The organism is Bradyrhizobium sp., from assembly GCF_027307225.1.
Taxonomy (GTDB): domain Bacteria; phylum Pseudomonadota; class Alphaproteobacteria; order Rhizobiales; family Xanthobacteraceae; genus Bradyrhizobium.
Genome location: NZ_DAHUXJ010000015.1, coordinates 114,982 through 137,528 on the forward strand (window position 1 = coordinate 114,982; position 22,547 = coordinate 137,528).

Annotated in this window: 29 protein-coding genes and 1 pseudogene; 8 read left to right on the forward strand and 22 right to left on the reverse strand. The window is 59.9% G+C overall.

Annotation, left to right across the window (positions count from 1 at the left end; all coding sequences use genetic code 11):
- Nucleotides 1–159: 159 nt before the first annotated feature.
- Nucleotides 160–594 (forward strand): hypothetical protein, encoded by a 435-nt coding sequence (locus tag M6D32_RS02680; protein ID WP_298253066.1) that lies wholly within the window; start codon nt 160–162, stop codon nt 592–594.
- 642 nt (nt 595–1,236) lie between these two features.
- Here the strand turns inward: M6D32_RS02680 and M6D32_RS02685 are convergent.
- Entirely contained in the window at nt 1,237–1,647 is a 411-nt protein-coding gene (locus M6D32_RS02685) for a GGDEF domain-containing protein (RefSeq protein ID WP_298253068.1), read from the reverse strand.
- Between the two features lie 153 nt (nt 1,648–1,800).
- Here M6D32_RS02685 and M6D32_RS26905 point away from each other — a divergent pair, with 153 nt between their 5' ends.
- Nucleotides 1,801–1,956 carry a DUF2249 domain-containing protein gene (locus M6D32_RS26905; RefSeq protein WP_366145812.1) on the forward strand — a complete coding sequence of 52 codons (156 nt, stop codon included), beginning with the start codon at nt 1,801–1,803 and terminating at the stop codon, nt 1,954–1,956.
- 466 nt (nt 1,957–2,422) lie between these two features.
- Here the strand turns inward: M6D32_RS26905 and M6D32_RS02695 are convergent, their stop codons facing one another.
- The 11 genes and pseudogenes from M6D32_RS02695 to M6D32_RS26910 all read right to left on the reverse strand — a co-directional run bounded on the left by M6D32_RS02695 (nt 2,423) and on the right by M6D32_RS26910 (nt 8,697).
- Nucleotides 2,423–2,851, reverse strand: a complete 429-nt coding sequence (locus M6D32_RS02695) for an Rrf2 family transcriptional regulator (RefSeq protein ID WP_298253070.1) — start codon at nt 2,849–2,851, stop codon at nt 2,423–2,425.
- 135 nt (nt 2,852–2,986) lie between these two features.
- The gene (locus M6D32_RS02700) at nt 2,987–3,286 is read right to left on the reverse strand and encodes a hypothetical protein (RefSeq protein ID WP_298253072.1); all 300 of its coding nucleotides are present in this window, start codon (nt 3,284–3,286) and stop codon (nt 2,987–2,989) included.
- Nucleotides 3,283–3,834: a DUF2249 domain-containing protein gene (locus M6D32_RS02705; protein WP_298253074.1), complete on the reverse strand. Its 552-nt coding sequence runs from the start codon at nt 3,832–3,834 to the stop codon at nt 3,283–3,285. Before M6D32_RS02705 ends, M6D32_RS02700 begins: the two co-directional genes overlap by 4 nt.
- A gap of 4 nt (nt 3,835–3,838) precedes the next feature.
- Nucleotides 3,839–5,200 (reverse strand): hypothetical protein, encoded by a 1,362-nt coding sequence (locus tag M6D32_RS02710; RefSeq protein WP_298253075.1) that lies wholly within the window; start codon nt 5,198–5,200, stop codon nt 3,839–3,841.
- 68 nt (nt 5,201–5,268) lie between these two features.
- Nucleotides 5,269–5,523, reverse strand: a complete 255-nt coding sequence (locus M6D32_RS02715) for a DUF2249 domain-containing protein (RefSeq protein WP_298253076.1) — start codon at nt 5,521–5,523, stop codon at nt 5,269–5,271.
- A gap of 98 nt (nt 5,524–5,621) precedes the next feature.
- Nucleotides 5,622–5,954 (reverse strand): annotated as a pseudogene (gene fdxA / locus M6D32_RS02720) (ferredoxin FdxA); the annotation flags it as partial.
- A gap of 255 nt (nt 5,955–6,209) precedes the next feature.
- Nucleotides 6,210–6,524 (reverse strand): hypothetical protein, encoded by a 315-nt coding sequence (locus tag M6D32_RS02725; protein WP_298253077.1) that lies wholly within the window; start codon nt 6,522–6,524, stop codon nt 6,210–6,212.
- A gap of 243 nt (nt 6,525–6,767) precedes the next feature.
- Entirely contained in the window at nt 6,768–7,445 is a 678-nt protein-coding gene (gene ric / locus M6D32_RS02730) for an iron-sulfur cluster repair di-iron protein (protein WP_298253078.1), read from the reverse strand.
- 84 nt (nt 7,446–7,529) lie between these two features.
- Nucleotides 7,530–8,162: a NifU N-terminal domain-containing protein gene (locus tag M6D32_RS02735; RefSeq protein WP_298253079.1), complete on the reverse strand. Its 633-nt coding sequence runs from the start codon at nt 8,160–8,162 to the stop codon at nt 7,530–7,532.
- A gap of 308 nt (nt 8,163–8,470) precedes the next feature.
- Complete coding sequence (locus M6D32_RS02740; protein ID WP_298253268.1) at nt 8,471–8,521, reverse strand: hexameric tyrosine-coordinated heme protein; 51 nt, start codon at nt 8,519–8,521, stop codon at nt 8,471–8,473.
- Between the two features lie 65 nt (nt 8,522–8,586).
- Nucleotides 8,587–8,697, reverse strand: a complete 111-nt coding sequence (locus M6D32_RS26910; RefSeq protein ID WP_366145805.1) for a hexameric tyrosine-coordinated heme protein — start codon at nt 8,695–8,697, stop codon at nt 8,587–8,589.
- A gap of 919 nt (nt 8,698–9,616) precedes the next feature.
- On the opposite strand from M6D32_RS26910, the gene M6D32_RS02745 reads away from it, so the two are divergent.
- The 5 genes from M6D32_RS02745 to M6D32_RS02765 all read left to right on the forward strand — a co-directional run bounded on the left by M6D32_RS02745 (nt 9,617) and on the right by M6D32_RS02765 (nt 12,114).
- Complete coding sequence (locus tag M6D32_RS02745) at nt 9,617–10,399, forward strand: succinate dehydrogenase iron-sulfur subunit (RefSeq protein WP_298253270.1); 783 nt, start codon at nt 9,617–9,619, stop codon at nt 10,397–10,399.
- A gap of 21 nt (nt 10,400–10,420) precedes the next feature.
- Nucleotides 10,421–10,831 carry a succinate dehydrogenase, cytochrome b556 subunit gene (sdhC, locus tag M6D32_RS02750; RefSeq protein WP_298253080.1) on the forward strand — a complete coding sequence of 137 codons (411 nt, stop codon included), beginning with the start codon at nt 10,421–10,423 and terminating at the stop codon, nt 10,829–10,831.
- Nucleotides 10,828–11,214: a succinate dehydrogenase, hydrophobic membrane anchor protein gene (gene sdhD / locus M6D32_RS02755; protein WP_298253081.1), complete on the forward strand. Its 387-nt coding sequence runs from the start codon at nt 10,828–10,830 to the stop codon at nt 11,212–11,214. Before sdhC ends, sdhD begins: the two co-directional genes overlap by 4 nt.
- A 41-nt stretch (nt 11,215–11,255) precedes the next feature.
- Nucleotides 11,256–11,699 (forward strand): CBS domain-containing protein, encoded by a 444-nt coding sequence (locus tag M6D32_RS02760; RefSeq protein ID WP_298253083.1) that lies wholly within the window; start codon nt 11,256–11,258, stop codon nt 11,697–11,699.
- A 70-nt stretch (nt 11,700–11,769) separates the two neighbouring features.
- Nucleotides 11,770–12,114 (forward strand): carboxymuconolactone decarboxylase family protein, encoded by a 345-nt coding sequence (locus tag M6D32_RS02765; RefSeq protein ID WP_298253085.1) that lies wholly within the window; start codon nt 11,770–11,772, stop codon nt 12,112–12,114.
- A gap of 28 nt (nt 12,115–12,142) precedes the next feature.
- Here the strand turns inward: M6D32_RS02765 and M6D32_RS02770 are convergent, their stop codons facing one another.
- Nucleotides 12,143–13,078, reverse strand: a complete 936-nt coding sequence (locus M6D32_RS02770) for an SAM-dependent methyltransferase (protein ID WP_298253087.1) — start codon at nt 13,076–13,078, stop codon at nt 12,143–12,145.
- Nucleotides 13,065–13,259 carry a DUF6522 family protein gene (locus M6D32_RS26915; RefSeq protein WP_366145806.1) on the reverse strand — a complete coding sequence of 65 codons (195 nt, stop codon included), beginning with the start codon at nt 13,257–13,259 and terminating at the stop codon, nt 13,065–13,067. Before M6D32_RS26915 ends, M6D32_RS02770 begins: the two co-directional genes overlap by 14 nt.
- Nucleotides 13,260–14,142: 883 nt before the next feature.
- On the opposite strand from M6D32_RS26915, the gene M6D32_RS02775 reads away from it, so the two are divergent.
- Complete coding sequence (locus tag M6D32_RS02775; RefSeq protein WP_298253089.1) at nt 14,143–14,733, forward strand: LysR substrate-binding domain-containing protein; 591 nt, start codon at nt 14,143–14,145, stop codon at nt 14,731–14,733.
- Here the strand turns inward: M6D32_RS02775 and M6D32_RS02780 are convergent.
- From M6D32_RS02780 to trbE, 8 genes are read right to left on the reverse strand one after another with little or no spacing between them, the layout of a single operon-like run.
- Nucleotides 14,715–14,951 carry a DUF2274 domain-containing protein gene (locus tag M6D32_RS02780; RefSeq protein WP_298253091.1) on the reverse strand — a complete coding sequence of 79 codons (237 nt, stop codon included), beginning with the start codon at nt 14,949–14,951 and terminating at the stop codon, nt 14,715–14,717. The two genes, M6D32_RS02775 and M6D32_RS02780, sit on opposite strands and share 19 nt — an antisense overlap.
- Before the next feature lie 5 nt (nt 14,952–14,956).
- The gene (locus M6D32_RS02785; RefSeq protein ID WP_298253272.1) at nt 14,957–16,123 is read right to left on the reverse strand and encodes a TrbI/VirB10 family protein; all 1,167 of its coding nucleotides are present in this window, start codon (nt 16,121–16,123) and stop codon (nt 14,957–14,959) included.
- A 29-nt stretch (nt 16,124–16,152) separates the two neighbouring features.
- The gene (trbG, locus tag M6D32_RS02790; RefSeq protein WP_298253093.1) at nt 16,153–17,073 is read right to left on the reverse strand and encodes a P-type conjugative transfer protein TrbG; all 921 of its coding nucleotides are present in this window, start codon (nt 17,071–17,073) and stop codon (nt 16,153–16,155) included.
- A gap of 38 nt (nt 17,074–17,111) precedes the next feature.
- Nucleotides 17,112–17,792, reverse strand: a complete 681-nt coding sequence (trbF, locus tag M6D32_RS02795) for a conjugal transfer protein TrbF (protein ID WP_298253095.1) — start codon at nt 17,790–17,792, stop codon at nt 17,112–17,114.
- Nucleotides 17,792–18,997 carry a P-type conjugative transfer protein TrbL gene (trbL, locus tag M6D32_RS02800; protein WP_298253097.1) on the reverse strand — a complete coding sequence of 402 codons (1,206 nt, stop codon included), beginning with the start codon at nt 18,995–18,997 and terminating at the stop codon, nt 17,792–17,794. Before trbL ends, trbF begins: the two co-directional genes overlap by 1 nt.
- A 3-nt stretch (nt 18,998–19,000) precedes the next feature.
- On the reverse strand, nt 19,001–19,345 hold the full coding sequence (gene trbK-alt / locus M6D32_RS02805) for a putative entry exclusion protein TrbK-alt (RefSeq protein WP_298253099.1): 345 nt from the start codon (nt 19,343–19,345) through the stop codon (nt 19,001–19,003).
- 29 nt (nt 19,346–19,374) lie between these two features.
- Nucleotides 19,375–20,109, reverse strand: a complete 735-nt coding sequence (gene trbJ, locus M6D32_RS02810; RefSeq protein ID WP_298253101.1) for a P-type conjugative transfer protein TrbJ — start codon at nt 20,107–20,109, stop codon at nt 19,375–19,377.
- Complete coding sequence (trbE, locus tag M6D32_RS02815; protein ID WP_298253103.1) at nt 20,106–22,547, reverse strand: conjugal transfer protein TrbE; 2,442 nt, start codon at nt 22,545–22,547, stop codon at nt 20,106–20,108. The genes trbJ and trbE overlap by 4 nt, the downstream gene beginning before the upstream one ends.

Here is a 22,547-nt window from a genome sequence, read left to right on the forward strand (position 1 = left end):
CGAGACAAACAAATGGCCGGGAATCGCGTGAGATTCTGCACGAGATGGCAACGGAATGGCTAAGATTGGTAGACGCGGCCGACCACTAAGCCCAAGCGAACTGTCCAACGATCGCCATGAACGCCGGCCAGTTTGGGCCGGCGAGCCAATCGGACCACCATGTCCTCTCACTCCAACGCTAGTATCGCTAAGAAAGCTCGCACGAAAGCCGAGGTGGATTTTGCCACCTGGCTCATGATGGCCAAGCTCGGTGGTTTCGATGACCTTCCGTCAAACGCACAGAGCTTTCTAACTAACTATCGCACCCGGCTCGAGACGATGAGCGAGGCCGAGTCCACGGCCGTGGCCATTCGGGAGGTCTACGGCGCTTATTACAGCGAGATGGGAGGCGTGGGCTCGGCGCCGGAACCAAGGGCTCGCGCACCAACGACAGAAGGCAAAGTCACGCGGTTCCAGAGAGGGCCGAAACCTCAGCCCGGTCAATCGGCTGCGCGCCATTCGACGATGCCCATGATCCGAAGATCCCTCCCGGCACTGCTGATTTTCGCGAGCATGGTGGCTCTGATTGTCGCATATAAATTTCTGACGTGGTAACGCCGCCTGCGCATTGAGTACGGGGACGAAGTGCTGCTCACAGCAACCGCGCGGAACCTGGGGCGGCTCGCCAAACTTCCCTACCGTGCTCCGCCACCTCTATCTGCAGCCCACTTCGTATGACCTCCGCAGCTACAAAAACGCCAGGTCCGCAAGGTCCACATTTCCCTTGACAGCGACCAAATAGCGAACATCGCTGCACCTCGCATTGGTGCCAACAAGAGACCCAGGGACCTAAGAATTGATGCGTCCACGACACGAAGAACGCGATGGCGACGCGCGCTGTAATAGACCCACAGGCCAGCGCTCACGCAACGCTATCGCACAAAATCGTAGTCAGCGCATAAAAGCGTAGGCCTGGCGCCCAGGGCGCGGCATCACTACGCGGTCCGGCACGAGCAATCGGCCCTTCGCGGCGTGTTATCGGGATCAGCGGGATCAAGCCGCCGTACGTCGATCGCGCCGCTATCGTTGCTGCGGTACCTCGCGCAGAACCCATTCACCGAGTTCCGCGATCAACCGGCTTTCCTCCGCGATCGGAATGAACTCTGCAGGCTTTACGCGACCGCGCTGGGGTGAAGCCAACGCGCCAAGGCCTCGAATCCGATGATTCTGCCGTCGGCGTGCTGCTGCGGCTGGCATTCAGGCGACAGCTCTCCGTTTACAATCGTCGATCTGAGGTCGCGCACCAGCGCGCCGGTCGCGCAATTGCAGGTCCATGGTCGCGGTGAAGAATCGGACAGCACCGCGCCGGTCGTGCTTGGCTCGATAGAGCGCGGCATCGGCGTTGGTAAAGAGCGACCTGATGTCCTCGCCGTCTCGCGGGTAGACGGATATTCCGATGCTCAGTCCGAGCTCGAAGAGATGCACCTCGACCTCGATGTCGTCGTGAAGCGTGGCTTGCAGCCGGGCAGCGAGCAATTCCGCGGTCGACGGCAGCGGCTCCTGCTCGGTAATCGCGACGAGCTCGTCACCGCCAATTCGAGCCCCGCGAGACCTGACGCAGGACCGTGTCGACAGTCGAATGTCCGAAGAGATCGTCGATCCCAGCATCCGACGCCCGGGCCGCTTTGGAGCGAACCTACGGAGGATGCCGACCGCGGAGCCCAATCCCAGTGAACGCGTGATTCATGTGGCGGAAATCGACCGCGTTACCGGCACACGATCCTTTCCCGGCTATTCGAGCATCTCGCGCCGGATCAATCGCTGCAGATCGTCGTGGATCACGATCCCAGGCGGCTCCGCCTGCAGCTCGAAGCGAAACACGGATCGCGCTGCGCCTGGTCGTATCTTGAGAATGGTCCCGATGTCTGGCGGGTTCGTTTGCGCCTGCTACCCGACAGGAGTCCAGAACTTGCTTAAGTCGTTAACTTCGAATCCCGATGCGCCGACCGTCACTCTGACGCATCGCGAATTCACCCGATCTGCGGATGACCGCTGCCTATCACGCGCCGAGCGGATGGAAATCATCTCCCTTGTCGCGGCGGTCGGAGACACCGAATCCTCCGCATAGCTGGTCCCGATGCTGGAGCGCGAGGGGTTCGATCAGAATCCGAGAATGGAGGAATGAAATGCTAAGCAATTCCTATCACTACGTGCAGCCGGCAGACGAGACAGAACAAACCTACCTCAAGTCGCTGATCCACAAGGACTTTGAGCGATGCTATCCCGACGAAACGCTCGAGGATGTCAGGCACCAGGCGCCGTTCTCGGGGGAAGACAAGGGACTTTTCGCGATTGGATGCCGGTCACGGCGATTCGCGCGGCAGCCGGTCGTATCAAGGCACCGTCTGCCCACGCCGCATGACCGCGCGTTTCGGGCTCCCGATCACGCCGCTGGCCGCACGCCAAAATCCTTTGGCTTCAGCATCAGGTCAGCGAGCGTGTACTTGTCGAGGACGGCGCTGAAGGCCTCGAGCCCCTCGTGCAGGATGCCGCGCAATCGGCAGCTACGCGTGATAATGCACTGATTGCCGGCGTTGAAGCATTCGACCAGCGCGAAGTCGGGCTCCGTGAGGCGAACCACATCGCCAAGCCAAATCTTGCGAGGTGATTTTGCCAGCATCAGACCGCCGGAGCGTCCGCGCACCGCCTTCAGAAATCCGGCCCTGGTGAGGGTATTCGTGATCTTCATCAGATGTGCGCGCGAGATGTCATAGACTTCGGACGCCTCATCGACGGTGATCAGCCTATCTTCGTGAGCCGCCGCGTACATCAGCAGTCGCAACGCGAAGTCGGTAAAGTTCGTCAATCTCATGGATCATCCCTGCGCTGCTGGTCGAGGGCCGCAAAATGTTGGCGGGCATGTCAGCGTAAAGGTATACGGCAGATGCATATTTTGCAAGATCATCCGGGATTCGCCAATCCCGAACTTCCTGCTCTGGGGTGAGCTTCATGGCCAGGACGGCTTACAATTGTTCACCTGCTCGACCGGTCCGAGCTTACGCGTGAGACGATGGAGCAGGGCGTTGAACCGGCGTTCGCCCTTCGCGTCGCTCCGCCGCAGTACAGCACAAGCCCTCCCCGCGATGCGGCAGGCCGTATCCACCTCGCTGGCGTCAGCAAGCCTCTGCAAGGCCTCAAGCAACAACTCGATGACCTGTTCGTGGGGCGTCGTGACGGGCGTGAGCTGCGAATAATCGAAGCCGGCGCCGGCGATATCTCGGGCCGTCCGGCGATCTGCCTCCCTCATGCTGCCGCCTCCTTGCCTGCGCCTTTGCGTACCACAAGCCTATAGGTCTTACCGTCCGCTTCGAAGCCTCCTCGCCATTCGTGCCCGCGTTCATTGAGTTTCGGCAGGAGGAAGACGGGCTCGCGGCAGAGCAACGCCGAGAGAACCTCGCCTGGCCGCAGTTCCTCGACCGCGGCAAGCGTGCGCACCAGGGGCTCCGGCGGCTCGAGATCGCGATTGTCGAGATGACACGAAGGCTCGGGCCATCCGGGCGATGCGGCGCTGCCTCCGGTCGACCCGACGGGCTGGGCCTTTTGAGGACTGGCAAGGGCAGCGGTCGGCGTAAATACCACCTCCCAGTCGCCGTCGCCGATCTCTCGCGCCGCGTGGGCGAAGCCTTTTTTTGCCAGCACGCCGTACAGGGGGATGGGCTCGAATGTGGCGAGCAGCCGCAGAGCCTGGCCGGAGCCGAGCTTCTTGACCGCATCCATGATGACCGTAAACGGCTCTCCGCCAGCGCGCAGGATCGGCCGTACGTCGAGTTCATGTTGGACCTGGATCATTGTCATCTCCTCATCTTCGTGATTGTAGGCTGGGAAGAAGCAGTCGCGGCCTTGGATGCTTCTCGCCGTGCAATAGCGGTGTCGGCACCGATCTCAGCATGCGGATCGACGCAAGTTGAACACATATTCCGATCGTTGCGACGAGCATTCCGAATGCGGCGATCCGAAAGGCAAGCGGAGCTGTCAAGAACGCGGCGATCGCGGCGATACCGACGCTTGCGAAGTAGATTCGAAACCATGGCATCGCGCGCGGCTCGTTGACGAGATCCTGCACACGTGGCGTCGGACGCTTGCCGAGAAGGCCTCCGTAGCATTCGAGCCACGTAAGAAACGCGACGATCTTGTATAGCTTGGCGAGACCGAGGCCAGTGAGCCAGCCGAAGGCGAAGAGAAACATCACCGCGCCGGCAAATCGATCGATCTCGCCGACCGCCGTCAATATCAACAGCAGAAGGCCTGCAAGCCCGAGAACGGCCAGCGCCCAGGCTGCCATCAGCGCGTTGAGCTCTATGTTCCGGCGCTTGCGGTTCCGATAGAGCCGGACGATGTCGTAGCCGTAGAGACCGAGACCAACGATCCCGAGCACAAGCGCAGCGAGCAACGGGTGACTGACCGCTTGCCCAAAGACCAACAGACAGACCGGACCGCCGATCGCGATAACCGCGATAGCCCCGACGCCTGCCACAAGGGCAACACGGCTGGTGCGGTGCTCGGCTTCAGGAGACAGCATGAACATCGCGAGCAATCGATAGCTCACTCCCATGGCGGTGAAGGTCAGCCAACCGCCGAGGCCCAGCGCGGCGTGAAGCGGAATCCCCTCCGCCGTGAGGCGGAGCAGCGCCGCGTTGCTCGTCAACCCACTCAGCACAAGGGAGAAGATTGTTCCCAATACGACCACGCCGACGAGGCTCGCGAGCCCGGCCACAACGAACCACGCGGGCAAATTGATGGGCCACGCCGACCAGATAGTCCGGCCGAGATTCCATATAATCAGCGTGAAGCCGGCGATGAGTCCGATGGCTCCGAGAGGTAGCCACAATGTGGAGTCCAAGTGGAAACCGGCCATGCCGAGAAAGCCGGCCATCAGGGCGGCGAGACCGGCGACCAGAAGGCCGAGCGCGACAGCGGGCAAATCGGGATGGGAGAGTGGTTTGGCGACAAGAACCGGCACGAACTGAATGAGCGCTCCGGACAGCAGCAGGCTGAGCCAACCGATCGCAACGAGATGAACAAGGACCAGGGTCTGAGGGGCCGCCACAGGCTGACTGGGAAAGCCGAAACCCACAACCATCAGCAACTCGGCTCCGAGAAGCGCGAGGAGCGCGACCCCGAAATAGCTCATCGTCCACTTGGAGAGGGATGCGCCGATCATGGCTTGCTCTCGTCCTCAGGCCAGTCAGGAGCGAAGCTGATATGCCCTGCTCCCGACTAAGCGCACGTTCAGGCGGCCTTCGCGAGTTTTCCGATCTCGACCCGCCACACGGTTGGGCCGCTCTCGAGATAAGTCCAGGAGAACTGCTTCGGATATTCGGCTTCAAGCTGGTAATAGAGCGGCTTCGGATCGTGATCGTTCACAAGAATGAAGGAGCGCCCGGCCGCCAGCTCGTTGACGAGCTGGAAAATTTTCTGATGGCGCTGGGCCGGTGGGAGTTCGCGCACATCGATGACCGATGCGTCGTTGGGGACAGTGGACATGCTCAGACTTCTCCTTTGGCCGCTCGAATGTCCGATCGTCCGCTGCCGGCGACCTCGGTAGCGGATCGGGGGTCAGGCCGCTCGTCTGAGCCTTCGTGCTCGCCGGGTTGCGGACTGAAATGTTCGGCGTATTTGTTGGGGGCGCCGTTCCACGCGTCCGCATCGGGCGGCGGTTCGCTCTTGGCGACGATGTTCGGCCAAAGCCCGGCATACTTGCGATTGAGGCCGAGCCAGTGCGAGTCGGACGGAATGTCGCTGTCAGCGAAGATGGCTTCAGCCGGACACTCGGGCACGCAAACGCCGCAGTCGATGCACTCGTCGGGATGAATGACGAGCATATTCTCGCCGACATAGAAGCAGTCGACGGGACAGACCTCGACGCAATCCATGTATTTGCATTTGATGCAGTTGTCGGTGACGACGTGGGTCATCAGCGAGCCTTTCCGCCGCACACTGGCTGCACGGCGTAACCGGGTATTTCGATGGTCGATGTGTAAGCATCTCGATCCATAAAAGCAATATATAAAATATATCTTTTAGCGCGACCTTTCGTCAGACCGCTCCGCAGCCGCCGGTCGCCGCACTCCAGAAAACCGACAAGCGGGCTTCTTCCGAGGACGGACGCGAACATGCCGCCTCGGCGTTCTAACTCTGAATCCTGGCTGGCCGGGTCGGACCGTCTGCCGCTATGCGTAGAACATCGCCTTGGCGAGGACGACAATGCCAACGATGCATGTGAAGACGATGAGGTGGATGGCCTTGAAGATCGCCGGTTTCATTTTTCCCTGGAAATGCAGCGTCATGGCGCTGATGAAGCAAACGAGAACGATGCCAGCAAGCGCGACCTTGACCATCAATAGCCGCCCAAAGCTGCTCTCGGGCATGGTCGAAAGATCAGGAAAATGGGCTCGCAACATGAGGATGCCGGTCGCATAAAGCAGGACGACGACGATCGGCATGAATTTTCGAGCGCGGTGGATGATGCCGGACTCGATTTCCATCATGACATCCTTCGACAGGCGCTTGTGCAAGGATTCGAGGATCAGACCTCGAAGATCACGACGCCGCCGAACGTCATGGCACACAGAAGATGGATGGCCTGGATGATAAAATAGTGCTCGTTCGAAAAAGCGCTCATGCGTGTCTCATCTGGGCTTCCGGCTGCGCCGGCACGACGATAGGACCGTGTAAGTCAGAGCCAACCCGAAATCGGGATCCTAGGCCACCCAAGCGGCGCCGTCGGATCACGCCGCTTCGCGATGGTCGAATCTCGGGAACAGCACATTGTTCTCGATATGAATATGCTCCATCACGTCATCGACCAATTTATCGGTGCCGACATAGAGCGCCTCCCATGATCGACACGCCCCTTCCGGCAGGGCGAAGCCTTGTGCAAAGGCTTCCAGTCGGCGCAGCAGCTCGCCGTGGCGATCATGATCGTGACGCATTTGGGCTATCGGAAGCTCGGCTGCGACAATGCGCTGTTGTCGCAGCAACGGGAAGAGTTCTGTCTCTTCCTGCTGCATATGCTCGCCGAGTTCGACCTGAATCGCTTCGAGTGTGTCGGCGAGACCGCGCGGCACCTCGGGGTGACCCGCGTGGACGACCTCGACTGTTCGGGCCAAACGAACGAGCTCAGGCAGTTCACGCCGATGTGTCTCGTGATAGCGGCCGATGATGTAATCAATTAGCGCGTCGGTTGCTTCGGGCGCAGAAGCCGACCTGCTCGGATCAAGCGCGGCAAGTGTCCTTTCGACAAGTCCGATGTCCATCCCGTGCTTGCGGATGGCGTCGGCGAGTAACGCATCGCCGCCGCAGCAGAAGTCGAGCTTGAACCTCCGAAAAACGGCTGTCGCACCGGGAAGTGTCGCAGCAATTTCGCCGATGGTACGGTTTCCAAACGAGCTCTCGACACCCATCATTCGCTTCCTTTCTGATCCTGATATGCCGCGGGTGGACGAAGCTTTGTGGAATTCCACCATTCCGGCTCGCCCCATTCACCTCGGTCATCTGATCCCCAGATGCGCCTTGGCTTCCGGACTCATCATCTCCGGCGTCCAGCGCGGTTCATAGGTGAGCTTCACATCGACAAACTCGACGCCCGGCACATTGCTCGCACTCCGTGCGGCGCCGTCCTTCAAGTAGTTCGTAGCCGGGCATCCCGGCGTCGTCGTGGTCATCGTGAGGCAAACTACGCCCCCCTCTTCGACAGCGACGTCATAGACGAGGCCGAGATCGAAGATGTTGTAGCCGACCTCAGGGTCGATCACCTGACGTAGCGCTTCTCTGATGCGCTCGACCAGATCGGGACGGCCTTCGGTCGGACGGGAAGAGGAAGGCCCCTTCGCTTCCTTCCCCTGGCGCAATACCGGCGCCTCCGACAGGAAATGTTCCATGATCGCGCCGAGGATCGCCGGCTTGAGTAGCTGCCAGTTGCCGCTGACCTTAGTAACGGTAATAGAGTCGCTTCCCAGGAACACCGCCGATATCTCCGGGATCGCGAACAGCCGTTCCGCGAGTGGCGAGGCGGCAGCCTGCGTCTTGTCGAGTAAATTAAGGACGCCTTCGGCGAGAACCACCCGGCCGGGCAGAAACTTCAGTCGTGCCGGGTCCGGCGTCGCTTCAGTCTGGATGAACATGACAACGTGCGCCGCTTCTTCAGCACCAGGACTCGGATCGATCCACTAAGCATACTCGAATGCTTAGGCGGTTTGACCTAACAAAGCAATATTTCAAATATATGTTTTTGACGATCTTCGCAAAACTTCGTGATGCTGCCGGTGGCCATCCGAGGAAACAATTGCTTTCTTCGGCCCGCTGTTCAGGCCAACCGCCTCTCCTCAAGCGTTTCGCGGCCGGATCATGTACTGCGGACAGCTTCCGTTGATGCAGACCAGCCGTAGCGCATTCCAAAGTGGGCGCGGCCAGAACGGTAGGCTGCCCGCGTCTACCGCCACCAGTTGTTGGCAGCGGCGACCGTTTGGAAGTGTACGGCAATGACATGGGGGCGGTCATGAGCTGTGCGGAATCCTGCTCGTAGGCAGCGCGCAAATGCGACCTCATCTAGTCGGAGGGCTGTGTGAGCTTTACGCCCATTCGCGAGAGCCTGTCGGCAAGCTCAAAGGCCGCCTGGGGTGTATCAGTCTTCAACGATGGGAGCCAGACATCGGTCATTGTGGAGTCCTCGAAAAAAATTGACTTTGCGAACGAACTATACTCTTATAAATATGTATTCAGAATACCTGTTTATGCGCGTGCATCGAGCTCTAGCGCCAGGCCTGTTCGGCCTCAACCTTGAGTGACAAGGTTCAAGCGAGAGCAGGAGGGATCATGCCATGAAATATCGAGCGCATCTCGTGACTGAAAAGGCCTCTGCCGACCCTTATTCCGGGAGCAGCCTTGCGCCAATGTTGGTCGCAGGCCTGGTCCTAACGCTGATTGGGATGGTCGCTGCGGTTCTTTGGATTTAAAGCGCAAGCTTCTCGTGCGTCTGCGCTTCGACGAAATTGTCGGCTTCTTCGAGTGCCGGTCGAATTTATATTCATTGGCAATGATTTGATTATAGGCCAAGTGATTGTTCGAGCTTCCTGCACATTCGTCCCTTTCGGAGGCGAAAGCGAAATCCGCTGCAGTTTTCAGGTTTAACTGGAACTATCAACCTGACAGCCATTTAGATTGACGCGTCGAGGCGACTTAGGAGCTGATTGAGAATGAATGGCGATGCAAACACACAACACATCTTCGCCACCTCCTCGCACTTTCGTCTAGGATTGCGTCCAAAAGTCGTCTGCAGAGCAGATGGGAGCGGCTGTGGGATGCCGCCTCAGGCGCGTGGTTTTGCGGTGTCGTTGACCATCCCTTGTCGGCTGGACAAACTGGCGAGTCGCTGTGATAGTAGCCGCAACGGCGTTCATGCTCGCCAGAGGCGACGCCCTGTTGGAACAATTACGACGAGTAAGCACTCGCTTCCGGACAGCCCGATCCCGAGCAGCGCTCATCGAAGCAGAAAACGGGTAAAATTACACGGAAGCAGGCTGTGATCATTCGATCCTCAGACGAGGTCCCGCGGACCACCGTGCTCAAACGCTTTCCGGTGCCCAGGAATTTTGGCGTCGACGCAGCCTCACGCATCAACCGGGGGCGGACGTGGCCGGCGCCGCGCGGCGCGACCCGAATCAAACGCTTCGACGTCTATCGGTACGATCCCGAGTCCGGGCAAAACCCCCGCATCGACACCTATCAGGTCGATCTCGACGACTGTGGGCCGATGGTCCTGGATGTTCTCATCTGGATCAAGAACACGGTCGACCCGAGCCTTACCTTCCGCCGCTCCTGTCGCGAGGGAGTGTGCGGTTCATGCGCGATGAACATCGATGGCACGAACTGGCTGGCGTGCACGAAGTTCAACGCCGATCTGGCAACGCCCGCGACCATCTATCCGCTGGCGAATATGAGAATCATCAAGGATCTCGTTCCAGACCTCACCCATTTGTTCGCGCAACACAGGCTCGTCGAGCCGTGGCTTCGTTCGAAGAGCCCGGAGCCCGAGCGAGAACGCCTTCAATCACCTCAAGAACGGGCCCAGTTGGACGGATTGTACGAGTGCATTCTCTGTTTCTGCTGCACTTCGGGCTGCCCAAGTCACTGGTGGAACGGTGACCGCTTTCTCGGCCCGGCGGTTCTCCTCCAGGCGACCCGCTGGCTCGTCGATAGCCGCGACGAGGCGACCGGGGAGCGGCTCGACGACCTCGAAGATCCGTTCCGGCTCTATCGATGTCACACGATTCTGAATTGCACGCGAACCTGTCCCAAGGGACTGAACCGCGGGAAAGCGATCGCCGATGTCAAGAAGATGCCGATCGAACGTCGGAGCTGATGAAAAAGAGAGGAGTGGGACATGACGAGGGCTCCGTCGGACCGTCAGCGGCCACTTTCGCCCAACATCCAGATCTATAGGCCTCAGCTCACCTCGGTCCTGTCCATCGGTAATAGGATCACCGGCATTGCCCTGAGCGCTTACGCCGTCGCGCTGGTGATATGGCTGGTTGCAGCGGCGGCCGGACCGGACGCCTATGCCGCGGTTGATGCATTCATCGGCTCATGGGTTGGCCGGATAGTGCTGTTCGGCGGCACCTTCTGTCTTTTCTTCCATTTTTGCGGCGGCATTCGACACCTCGTCTGGGACGCGGGTTACGGCTTCAGCCTCCGCGCGATTTACGCCTCCGGATGGGCGGTGGTTGCGGCGAGCATAGCGCTTACGGCTCTCACCTATGTCGTAGGAGCCATTTTGGCAGGATACGGCCCATGAGCAACGCTCGGATGCGTTCACCGCTGGGCCGCGCGCTCGGACTCGGTTCCGCAAAGGATGGGGTCGAAGCCTGGTGGCGCGAGCGCGTTTGGGCCGTGGCGCTTGCGCCCCTCACCGTGTGGCTTACGGTTTCGATTTTAATGCGTGCGGACAAGGGTTACGCGGCGGTGGTGGCGTGGCTCAAAATGCCCGTCACGACGACGCTGATGACGCTCCTCCTGGTCGCATTGTTCCATCACATCGCGTTCGGCCTCCAGGTGGTGATCGAAGATTACGTCCACTCGAGGATCAAGATCCCGGTGCTGGTCGGAATGCGCCTGGGCTGCCTTGCGCTGGGGGTCGCGGGACTTGTTGCAATCCTGAAAATCGCCTTGGGTGCCTGAGATCAAGGATTCAGATGCCGCTGTAGGAGTTTGAGTCTTCAATGATCGTCGAAGGAATCTTACCGGCCGCACGCGAGCGGCTGATCACCATAGGCGCCGATGCCACGCTCATCGCCGCCGCAACTCTCTTGCGTGATCTCGATAAGGACATCGTGGTGGTGCGTGACGCCGAGGGCGTGCTCGCCGGCATTATCACCAAGACAGACATCGTCCGGCAGATCAGCCACTGCCAAGGAGCCGGCTGCGTGGTGGCGGTATCAGCCGTCATGACGCAGGCCGTCATCTATTGCCGCCCCGACAACCTGTTGCACGAGATCTGGATGGTCATGAAGGAGCGGCATCTGAAGAACGTTCCGATCCTGGATCGCGAGTCCCGGCCCATAGGCGTGCTCAATGCCCGCGACGCGCTGGAGGCGCTCCTCAGGGAGCTTGAATATGAGGAGGTTCTGTTGCGGGAGTATGTGATGTGCGTCGGTTACCATTAGCTGCGAGAGGTCATGCCGGGCCCAGGATGGGCAGCCGGTTCCGACCTCGTTGAGAACGAGGAGTGCGCAAATGACCGATACCTTGTGCCCGCCGGCGTCGCGCGAGCTTGCTGAGAAACGCCGAGATCTTGCGCCGGAGACCGAAAAGGCATTTCAAGCCTTCAGCCGCCAGGTGTTCGCCGACGGCGCCTTGCCGGCAAAAACCAAGCAACTGATCGCCGTCGCCGTGGCACACGTCACGCAATGCCCCTATTGCATCAAAGGTCACACCAAGGCCGCGCTACGTCATGGCGCAACACGCCAGGAGCTGATGGAAGCAATCTGGGTGGCGGCCGAGATGCGCGCGGGAGGCGCTTATGCGCATTCGGCCGTCTCGCTGGCGGCCATGGATGAAGCGGACAAGCCAGCGCAATAGCTGGGCATCGCGGCAGTCCGCAGCGACGCTAAATGGACAAGATTATCCAGGAGTGGGAGCGCTGGGGCGCCCCTGCCTCTGCTCTCGGCCCTAGTCCTTTTTTCGCGATGAGGTAGATACCACTCAGGTTTCGACGATAGCGTTCGCACACCCATCGCATCGCCAGAACCCGTTCTCGCGCGGCATCGTCGACCATGATATTCTTTGCCAGTCGCAGAGCCTCGAGAATCCCCTCATCCTGGATGAGACGCAGGGGCCGGAGAAGGTGCATTGGCGCATATCCGATGCCAATGACACGGAAACCAACACCTTCCAGCAGCGTCTTCCATGCGGCAGCGGTAAGCGGGCGAGCGACGACATGAATGACCGAAGAGAGGGCGCGATCGATTTCGCGCTGCTGCACGGACGGAATGTCGCCCGGAACGACGGCAAGCTCGTGAATGCCATAGCGTTCGCCCGAACGGAGCGGCCGGAATGCCTCCGCGGCGATCAGGAGGCGCTTAGGCTCGGCTGTCTGCATACTCAACATCGCCTCGCCGACGACTACGGTTGAGGATGCAGCCGGCAGATCCGTGTGATGGGCTTGCCCGACCACAACGGATATTTCAGGATTTGACGGAAGCTGCCCCGCCGTCCATCGCGCCGCCTTCGCGTCCCGCTCGCCCGCCATGTAGCACCGTGGACGGCGCTGCATGATCGAGCGGGCGGTTACACCGAGACCAGGAGCGAATTCCACGATCTCGTCGGCCGGTCCGATCGCCAGATGGCGCAGCATCGCGCGCGTCAGCCCGAGACCGCCGGGACGCAGCCCGCGCTTGCAGAGGCGGGCAAGCAGCCAATGCCCCGGCATTTTCGTCACATCGAGATCGCTGCCCGGCAGATCCACGGTTTGGACGGAATGAAAGTCAGTCATCTGCAAATCTCCTGTTTCGGAAGCAAACGTCTTCTCGTCAGGCGCCAGCACGACGCATAGCATCCAGAATAGGCCGGTCGCCGAAATCGATCGCCGACCTCCGAAGGATGCGACCCGCCAGGTCAGTGCTCACCCGCGCACGGCGATTTCGGTAGAAGAAACTCGAGCGGAATTCACCCCGCGTACTCATCATTCCGCGCTCGCAAGCGCTGCTGATATGCTCTTCGCGCATCAGGGCCGGCACGCGGGTCGGTGGTATGTGCAGAAGCTCGCCGTTGAGTGCGGCTCAATCAGGAACGTGTTGTCGCTGAGTTCGATGGCCCGCTCGGAGTGCTTTGGCGATTCTTTGCGACTCTCGATCATCGCATTTCTCCTTGTCAAGGCACTTTAAAAGGCCGAGGCACTTCAAAAGGAGCCTGATTGCCGAAGCGCGGATTGATGGCAAAGGGACCGACTCGGTCGTAGTGGCGGCGGATCTGCGCGATGTGGCAAACAAGAAAGCTATCCGACGAATGGGGCCGCATACCGAAACGAGTCTTCCTCGTCGATCAACAATCCCGCATGCTGATCGTTCAGGCCCATGCGCTGGGAGCAACGAAGGTTCTGGACTCTCTGCCGGTGCCGCCAAATTGCGCACCGCGCTTGTTGACCCACGAGCGGACAGACGGCGTGAGGACGCACTTTCTGAGGGGCATGAAGCAGCCGCGAACCGTGCAGCCTGTGTGGCGGCGATGTTTTCCGCAGTGCTGAACGGATCAGCGATCGATGTAGGGAGCACCAGAAGCGCGGGCTGCGCCTTGCCGAAAGCATCGCGGAACATGGCTTGGCGGAGTGGTTGGCGACGGTCCGTCAGCACCACGAGGAGACCTTCTAGCACTGCGTGCCGGTGACGGGGGGTGGCCATCGACTTCGAGCTGAGCCTTGGCATGACAAGAGCTGATATTGAGAGATTGGATTGTCTTCAGCCGCGATGTTCCACAATATCGGGAAGGCAAAGATTCCTCTTACAATATTGGACAAGCCCGGTTGCCTCGACGAGTCAATACCACCCGCGCGAAAGGCGATTGACGTGTATCGTTTAACGAATGAGCAGGCGGCGCGTCGGTAAAACTGCGATGAACAAAGTCCCAACGTCAAACTTTTTAACACGCGGCTGCCATCATCTGGAATTGCGGTTCGAGCTTTTTGAGCGGCGAAGATCTCGTCTCTCAAGGAAGCTTCAAAATGGCACGCTGGACGTCATTATCGCGCCTGGAAGATTGCCGGCCGAGTGCAAGAGCACCGCACTTTGGAGCGAACGCGTTTTGATCGCCCTACCAGAAGACCATCCCCCAGCAGAGAGAGACATTATCCATTGGACTGATCTAAGATCCCAAACGCTGTTGATGAGCCAATACGACCCATACTGGGAGTTCGAAGACCTTGTAACTTCTACGCTTGTCTTGCCTCACGATCGTCCCGACCTCGAACGTCACGATGTAAGTCGCAGTATCTTGAAAAGCCTGATTAGCATGAAACTCGGATTAGGGTTGATGCTCGAGTCTGACGTCGGCGTACGCGTTCCGTCGATTGTGTTCAAGGAGCTACGCGACGGCATGGGGCCTGCACGCGTCGAGTTCTCGGCGTTTTGGCAGGAACCGGCTGATAATCCAACTCTCATAAAATTCCTCCACCTCCTCCAAGAGCGTTATCCCGCTTTTTCCTGAGACAGTTGTCGTCGTAACTTCCTGAATGTGCGATCTGTAGCCATAAATTGCTTGAGCATGGGAGCAATCAGGTTGACTGGATCGTCTATCTGCAGCTCGTTCTGTCGTTTCATCAGCTCCGCATAAGACCTGAGATCCCGGTTTATCTCTGCCGGAAGCTCGAACGTGATCCTCACAGGCTTTTCCGTCACTACGGGCACGAGTTTGAGCTTAGTCACGAGGATCAGCCCCTGTACGGTTCGAGGATCAGGTCGCGATTGACGATGACTCTGACCGGAAATCCCGGACGGATTGTCAGCGTCGGTTGAATATTTAGGTTCCTTCGAACGACCTGCTGCCCTGTCTGGTTTAGCGAATTCGCAGCACTCAAGCGGAGCGCTTGAATAATATCCGTGTTGCTGCCCGTATCCGCGCCAGAGCCAAGCTCCGCTCCCACGCCAAGAATCGTTGAGAGGAGCGCGGCCTTGAACAGCTCGGCCCAGTGATTGTCTACCTCATCCTCGAGACCGGAATATCCTCCTGCATCCGCACCCTGCTGCCTCTCCAGCACGATCGAACGGCCATTCGGCATGATGAGGCGCGTCCAAACCAACAACACGCGTGATTGTCCGAATGCCACTTGGCTGTCGTAAATGCCTATTAGCCTTGCTCCTTGCGGTACGAGTTTGGCGCGGCCGGTAGGAGAATCATAGACCGTCTCTGTGACTTGCGCGGTGATCTGTCCTGGTAGATCTGACCTGATCCCGGTAATGAGAGCCGCAGGAATAATCGTTCCCGCCTGGATGACAAACGGAGACACCGGACCCGAAAGCCTGTCAGGCGCCGTCATTCGCCGATCGACGGGGGCGTTGACGAAGAGGAGTTTACTGTCCTGCCCGTTTTGAGTGAAGGTTTCATCTGAAGATGGCGCGGTCTTGGTCGCCGTTTCCTGGGACGCGGCATGCGGTGGCGCGGCGGATGCCGTTGTCGACGCAAATAGCTTGCTGGTCCGAGCAGTCTCGGTTTCCTGATTGGCGCGCTGCTGTTCGGCATCAAGACCGAGCGGCGCGGGTTGGCCTTCTGCTATTCCGGTCGGGTGCCGAAGGTCGCCGGGCAAAGGCGGCCCGAGTTTTGGGATATTGGGGGCAATCCCCGCATAGTCTTGTGGCAACGTTGTCAGGCCATCTGCGACATTGTGATGATCCGTGCTGTAGAGTTCGTCCGGTGCCGGATTATGCGGGCGGTTGCTCCGCAGTGCCCACATCACCGCGCCAGAAATAAGAAGCAAAGTCAGGGCGGTGCCACCGGCAAGGACTTTGCGAGAGAGCCGCGTGATCTTCGGGCGCTCTGCACCCAGACGCAAGGGCTGCGTGCTATCAGCAGAACGCTGCTGTTCGGTGGAAGGAGCCATGCTCTCGTTTGCGCCATTGTCCGTCACGATCACCTCCCGTCGTTCCTGACAATTCGGACTCTTTGTTGCTTCTCCCCACCAAGGCGCAATTCGCCGGCGGCGAACAAGCGGTCGGCAATCAGGATATTCCTGTACACGCGATAGTTGACGAGCTCAGGCTTGCCGTCCTGGCCGATAACGAACAGCGGTGGCATTTCGCCCTGCCCGATTCCGGGCGAGAATTCGATATAGACCTTGCGGCCGTCGTCATACGCGCTGACTGGGCGCCACGGCGGATTGTCACCCTCGATCACGTAGCGATACCGGCGTTGATTGACTTCCGGGATGATGGGTGTCGGAGGAAGGGCCTTTGCACGTCCGCTCCGGCCTTCCGGGTAGAACCAGGCGACCGACGGCATGTACGGCTTTTCGCGAGAGCGGAGTTCAATCAGGTAGGTTCGTCGATCCGTGTTGACGACCAGGTTGGTCTCGATGGCGGGCCTCGTCGGCTTCACCATGATATGCACGCGCCTGGTTTCGCCGTTTCCGCTTTCGGTATCGCCGACTATCCAACGCACGGTGTCACCCGCGGCCAATGGCCCTGAACCGATCAGCTGTTCGCCCGGCTCAAGCGCGATATCCGTAATCTGGCCTGGCGAAGCATAGATCTGGTAGAGCGCACCGGGGCTATAGGAAAACACCTGGACGGCGTTGAAATACCCGGCGCGCCGCGGCTGAACCCGCGCAACGTCGTTTGCGATCTCGATGCGATCGGTCGGATCCTTCGCCTCTGCCTCGCCCTTCTTGCCGCCACGGGCTGGTGTCCAAGCGGGAGGGACATCTAGTGGCCGCGCATGATCGTCCGCGGGCATCGGTAGATCGGGAGACGGCGGTACATCGTCATCATAACTGATCTGGGGCGGTTTGAAGGTTGTGCAGCCAGAGAGCGCCAGGGCAATGAGTAAGGCCACGCGTTTCAAGCCAACCGATCTTGGTTCAAAGCTTCTCACTATCCGAGTTCCTTCGACCAATTGATGGCGTTGACGTAGATGCCAAGCGGGTTCTTACGCAGGCGGTCGGCAATGCGAGGAGTTTCGATGACGATAGAGAGAATGGCGGTCCAGCGTTCAGTCGCGGCGAGCTGACCGCCGTCGTATCGGCGTTCGGTCCATGCGACCCGAAAGCTTTCCGGGGAGGCGCGGATGACGCTGGAGATCTCAACCGAAATTTGTGTATTCCCGAGCTTGGCGAAGGGATCATTGGTTCGGGCGTAATCGTTCAGCGCCGCTGCGCCTCGATCGGTCGTGAAGTCATAGGCACGCAACCAGTCCTGTCGCAGGACGATAGCGTCGGCCGGCAATCCCCGAACATCCTCGATGAAACGCGCGAGATGAAACGCGATCTGCGGATCGGCCGGCTGATAATAGGGACTCGCTGGCGCGACCGCCTGAGCTTGACCGAGATGATCAACTTCCACGACCCAGGGTGTGATGGTGCCCTGGGCAGACTGCCAAACGAGGCCCGCGGCGAGCCCGCCGGACAGCAACAGGGATCCGAACGCCATCAGTCGCCAATTCCTGGCCTGAATGCGCGCAGAGCCGATGCGCTCGTCCCAGATCTGCGCGGCTTTCTGATAGGGTGTCACGGCGTGGGGCGTGCGGCCATAGTGGACGGATGGTCGTTTGAACATCACTGCCCTCCCTCGGACAGATCGACCGAAGCTCCGCCCCCTGCGCCATCACCGCTCCTGACGGCGTGGGTGGCAGCGGATGCACCTTGGTTGACCGACTGCGCACGCTTCATGCGACGCGCCCAAGCCGGGGGCGCTTCCGCAGCCGGCGAACCACTTGCGAATTTGGCAGCCATCCGCCGCAGCGGGCTGACGATGGCAGAGCCGCCCGCGCTCGCGACACCCGACAGCCCTCCAGCGCGGTAGGCACTTGCCGCTCCGCTTGCGACCGAGGCAGCGCCGCGGGCGCCGCCCACAAGCGCGCCACCGGCGAGTCCGGCACCGCCGGCTGCGAGACCGGCGCCAGCGACGATGGCGCCCCCCGCGGCGAGGCCAGTGCCGACCGCGGCACCCGCACCGAGCTGTGGCCCGCCCGACACAATGCCATTGGCAATACCGGGTCCGAAAATACCGAGGCCGAGAAGGGAAAGCGCTCCCAGCACCAGCGCCATGGCTTGATCGATCGTCGGCTGATTGCCACCGAATCCCGCTGTGAATTGCGCAAATAGCGTCGATCCAATGCCGACGATGACGGCTAGCACTAGAACCTTGATGCCGGACGAAATCACATTGCCTAGCACACGCTCGGCGGCAAAAGCGGTCTTGCCGAACAGCCCGAACGGGATGAGCACGAAGCCCGCGAGTGTCGTCAGCTTGAACTCGATGAGCGTGATGAAGAGCTGGATCGCCAAAATGAAGAACGCGAGCAGGACCACGATCCAGGCAAACAGCAGAATCGCGATCTGCGCAAAGTTCTCGACGATGCCGACATAACCCATCATGCTCCAAATTGACTCGAGCAGCGGCCGCCCAGCATCCAGCCCCACCTGTGCGATCTTTCCCGGCCTCAGAAAATCGGCTGAGGAAAGTCCTGTTCCGGAAGCTTTCAGCCCCAGACCGGCAAAACTCTCGAAGATGACGCGCGCCAGCGTGTTCCAGTTGCCAATCAGAAAGGCGAAAACACCGACAAACAGGGTTTTCCTGACAAGACGCGCGAGAATGTCCTCATCCGCTCCCCATGCCCAGAACAGGCCAGCCAGTGTGACATCGATTGCGGCTAGCGTGGTAGCGAGATATCCAACCTCACCTCCGAGCAGCCCGAACCCGGAATCGATGTACTGGGTGAACGTCGCCAGAAACTGATCGATAATGCCTGTGCCACCCATGGGCTACTCCTTTCCGGACTGCTGAAGCGAAGGGTATCCAGCCGGCAGGCGATCCTCGTCCTTTGGCGGAACGAACAATGAAGAGCCTCCTTGAGGAGCCCCGCTGTCAGACGATGCAGATGGTGTCTTTCCGAGAAATTGGCGGCGTTTCTCGGCCCAGGCCTTGCGGCATTCCGACAGCGCGTCTTTCTGCTCATCGGTTACGGAGCGGCACTCCGCCAGCTTTGTTGCCAGCGGATCGGATGCCTGGGCAGTGGATGTGGCTGATGGAGTCTGGCCTTCGTCATCGCGCAGTCGAATTGCGCAGGCTGCGACAATGAAGACGACGAGCAGCATGGCCGCTGCCATCGACAATCTCTCGAGCTTTGTTTTCTTCATCAGTGAAACATCTGCACAGTTATGGGTTGATAGCCTTGCCCTGGGGCGATGAACCGGCGCAGTTGCTCCCTGCTTTGGTCCTGCGCTGTGGCATGTTGCGCGGACTCCAGATTTTGCGCGCGCCCGTGGGCGGCGACGACGGCCGTGAGATCGGCGAGTTGCTGTGCTGCCAGCGCCAGGAGCTGATTGCCGGCTTGGCTTGCCTGCAAAGCACCAGTCGCGCCCTGGCTCGAGGTGACGAGCGCCGACATCTGGGTACGATTGGTATTGATGTTGCCGACGACGGTCGCTTGGGTTCGCATGGCATCCTGGAGGCCCGCCATCGCATTTTGCCAGCGCGTTTGGGCATTCGCGATCAGCGCTTGATCCGAAAGGCTGGATGACGCCGCCGCGTAGGTCGTCGAGAATGCGTGGTCGATCTGCCCGATGTCGTAGGCGATGCGCTGGGCTTGGGCGAGAAGCTGCTGGGTTCGCAGGATCGACTGCTCCAACTGCAACAAGGATGAGAACGGCAAGGTCGCCAAGTTCTTCGCCTGGTTGATCAGCATTTGCGCTTGATTCTGGAGCGACACAATCTGGTTGTTGATCTGCTGCAAAGCGCGAGCCGCTGTCAGCACGTTCTGCGCATAGTTGTTAGGATCGAAGACTACCAACTGCGCCGGGGCAGGCTCGACGCCGAGGGAGAGTGTGATGGCGACGATGCTGCCGCTAACGAGACGATGGAAGCGCTTCATTTCGACGCCTCCAGGTCATTGAGATGCGGGATGAGATCTGTGGCCCATTCGATCTCGCGGGCCTTCAACCAGCCGGACGCAAAGCCGTCGCGGCCATGATCGGTAAGGACCTGTTCGATCAAAAGTTGGTCGGACTTGGAGGAAGCGGCGGTAAAAGCGAGCGCGACTTCGCCGAGCCCGAGTTCGAACAGACGATTGCCGCGGCGCGACTGGCAATAGTAATCGCGCTTCGGGGTGGCCCGAGCCAGGATTTCGATCTGCCGGTCGTTCAGCCCGAAGCGCCGGTAGATCGCCATGATCTGAGGTTCGATGGCGCGGTCGTTCGGCAACAACACCCGGGTTGGACAGCTCTCGATGATGGCTGGAGCGATCGCCGAACCGTCGATATCGGCGAGCGACTGGGTTGCGAAGATGACGGACGCATTTTTCTTGCGTAAGGTTTTTAACCATTCGCGCAGCCGTCCAGCGAAGTCCGCATCGTCCAGCGCCAGCCACCCCTCATCGATCACGAGCAGCGTCGGCCGGCCGTCAAAGCGCGCCTCGATCCGATGAAACAGATAGGCAAGGACTGCGGGCGCAACGGCGGTCCCAATCAGGCCGTCCGTCTCGAAGACCTGGACGGATGATTCTCCCAGCCGTTCGCTTTCGGCATCGAGCAGGCGATCGTAGGGTCCACCGATGCAATAGGGCTGCAAAGCCCGTTTCAAAACGTTCGACTGCAAAAGAACGGACAGGCCGGTAAGTGTGCGCTCCTCCACGGGAGCGGAGGCCAACGAGCTCAGCGCTGACCAGAGGTGCTCCTTGGCCTCCGGTGTGACCTCGATCCGCTCACGGCTCAGGATCGAACTGATCCAATCAGCCGCCCAGCCGCGTTCCGCGACATCATCGATTCCGGCGAGGGGCTGGAGAGAAACGAATTCAGAGCTCTCGCCGGCGAGCGCGCCACCGAGGTCATGCCAATCGCCGCCCATGGCGATCGCAGCGGCCCGGATCGATCCGCCGAAATCGAAGCCAAAGATCTGAGATCCGGGATAGCGGCGGAACTGCAGCGCCATCAGCGCCAATAACACCGACTTGCCGGCCCCTGTCGGTCCGACCACTAGCGTATGGCCGACATCGCCGACATGGAGTGAAAAGCGAAACGGCGTTGATCCTTCCGTTTTGGCCAGGAACAGAGGCGGAGCCTTGAAGTGGTGATCCCTCGCCTCGCCCGCCCACACGGCGGACAGCGGGATCATGTGCGCCAAATTCAAAGTCGAGAGCGGTGGTTGGCGCACATTGGCGTAAACATGACCGGGGACGCTGCCGAGCCAAGCCTCGACCGCGTTGACCGTCTCGACCATACAGGTGAAATCACGCCCCTGAATGACCTTCTCGACGAGGCGGAGCTTCTCATCGGCGGTGGCAGGGTCGTCATCCCAGACTGATATTGTCACTGTAACAAAACCTTCTCCAATCTGGTCCGAGCCCAATTCTTGCAGCGCCGCGTCGGCATCCATGGCCTTGTTGTGGGCATCGGTATCGAGAAGAGCGGAAGCCTCATTGGTCATGACTTCCTTGAGGATTGCGGCCACCGACTTTCGTTTGGCGAACCATTGTCGCCTGATCCGGGTCAGGAGTTTCGTTGCATCCGTCTTGTCGAGCATGATGGCGCGTGTCGACCAGCGGTAAGCGAACGGAAGGCGGTTCAAATCGTCGAGAATTCCGGGCGTCGTCGCTGTCGGAAATCCCACCACCGTCAAGACTCGCAGATGCGCGGCCCCGAGCATCGGCTCAAGGCCGCCGGTCAGAGGCTGATCGGCGAGCAACGCGTCGAGATACATGGGTATTTCTGGTACCCTGACCCGATGCCGTTTGGTCGAGACCGTCGAGTGCAGATAGGTGAGCGTCTCCTCGTCGTCGAGCCAGGCACATTCCGGCATGAAACCCTCAACGAGCTGCAGCACACGGCTGGTGCGATCGGCGAACAACCGGAGAATCTCGCGCGCATCAGCATCCACGGAGCGGTTGCTCCCTTCGTAGAGCAACCGTTCGGCTTTCGCCGTACCTTCAGCCGGCGGGAGATATAGAAATGTCAGAAAATAACTCGACTCGAAGTGGGCGCCGGCCTCTTCGAACTGCGCGCGCCGCTCTGCATCGACCAGAGAGGAAGCCGCGTCGGGAAACGTGTCGGGCGGATAATTTCCTGCCGAGTGACGTTGCGCCTCGACAAAGATCGCCCAACCGGATTCCAGGCGGCGCAGCGCGTTATTGAGACGGCCGGCAACGGCAACGAGTTCGGCCGGCACCGCGCTGTCGAGGTCCGGTCCCCGAAATTTTGCAGTGCGCTGAAACGACCCGTCCTTGTTGAGGACGATCCCCTCATCGACAAGGGCCGCCCACGGCAAGAAATCTGCGAGGCGGGTATTGGAACGGCGGTATTCGGCAAGATTCATCAT